Source organism: Enterobacteriaceae endosymbiont of Plateumaris braccata (assembly GCF_012563325.1).
In the GTDB taxonomy this organism is placed as follows: Bacteria; Pseudomonadota; Gammaproteobacteria; order Enterobacterales; family Enterobacteriaceae.
Map to the genome: position 1 here is coordinate 752 of NZ_CP046232.1, position 1,474 is coordinate 2,225.

1 rRNA gene (only partly in view) is annotated in these 1,474 nt (G+C 47.6%); it reads left to right on the forward strand.

Features of this window, described 5'->3' with window-relative positions:
* Positions 1-1,461: ribosomal RNA gene (locus tag GJT80_RS00010) — 16S ribosomal RNA — on the forward strand; it begins 107 nt to the left of the window's first position.
* The last annotated feature ends 13 nt before the right edge of the window (positions 1,462-1,474 follow it).

Here is a 1,474-nt window from a genome sequence, read left to right on the forward strand (position 1 = left end):
CGGCAAGCGGCGGACGGGTGAGTAATATCTGGGGATCTACTTATTGGAGGGGGATAACTATTGGAAACGATAGCTAATACCGCATAATATCGCAAGATCAAAGTGGGGGATTTTATATTTTTTTTATAGAACCTCATACCTATAAATGAACCCAGACGAGATTAGCTAGTAGGTAGGGTAAAAGCCTACCTAGGCTACGATCTCTAGCTGGTCTGAGAGGATGATCAGCCACACTGGAACTGAGATACGGTCCAGACTCCTACGGGAGGCAGCAGTGGGGAATATTGCACAATGGGCGAAAGCCTGATGCAGCTATGCCGCGTGTATGAAGAAGGCCTTAGGGTTGTAAAGTACTTTCAACAAGAAAGAAATAATAAAATTTAATAAATTTTATTACTGACGTTACTTGTAAAAGAAGCACCGGCTAACTCCGTGCCAGCAGCCGCGGTAATACGGAGGGTGCTAGCGTTAATCGGAATTACTGGGCGTAAAGAGCACGTAGGCGGTATATTAAGTCAGATGTGAAATCCCTGAGCTTAACTTAGGAATTGCATTTGAAACTAGTATACTTGAGTTTCGTAGAGGGGGGTAGAATTCCAGGTGTAGCGGTGAAATGCGTAGATATCTGGAGGAATACCAGTGGCGAAGGCGACCCCCTGGACGAATACTGACGCTCAGGTGCGAAAGCGTGGGGAGCAAACAGGATTAGATACCCTGGTAGTCCATGCTGTAAACGATGTCGACTTGGAGGCTGTAAGCTTGACTTATAACTTTCGTAGCTAACGCGTTAAGTCGACCGCCTGGGGAGTACGACCGCAAGGTTAAAACTCAAATGAATTGACGGGGGCCCGCACAAGCGGTGGAGCATGTGGTTTAATTCGATGCAACGCGAAAAACCTTACCTGGTCTTGACATCCATGGAATTTAGTAGAGATACTTTAGTGCCTTCGGGAACCATGAGACAGGTGCTGCATGGCTGTCGTCAGCTCGTGTTGTGAAATGTTGGGTTAAGTCCCGCAACGAGCGCAACCCTTGTCCTTTGTTGCCATCGGTTCGGCCGGGAACTCAAAGGAAACTGCCGGTGATAAACCGGAGGAAGGTGAGGACGACGTCAAGTCATCATGGCCCTTACGACCAGGGCTACACACGTGCTACAATGGTATATACAAAGGGAAGCATCCTCGCGAGAGTAAGCGGATCTCACAAAATATATCGTAGTTCGGATTGGAGTCTGCAACTCGACTCCATGAAGTCGGAATCGCTAGTAATCGTAGATCAGAACGCTACGGTGAATACGTTCCCGGGCCTTGTACACACCGCCCGTCACACCATGGAAGTGAGTTGTAAAAGAAGTAAGTTGCTTAACCTTTAAGGAGGGCGCTTACCACTTTGTGATTCATAACTGGGGTGAAGTCGTAACAAGGTAACCGTAGGGGAACCTGTGGTTGGATCACCTCCTTTACTATAAGTACAT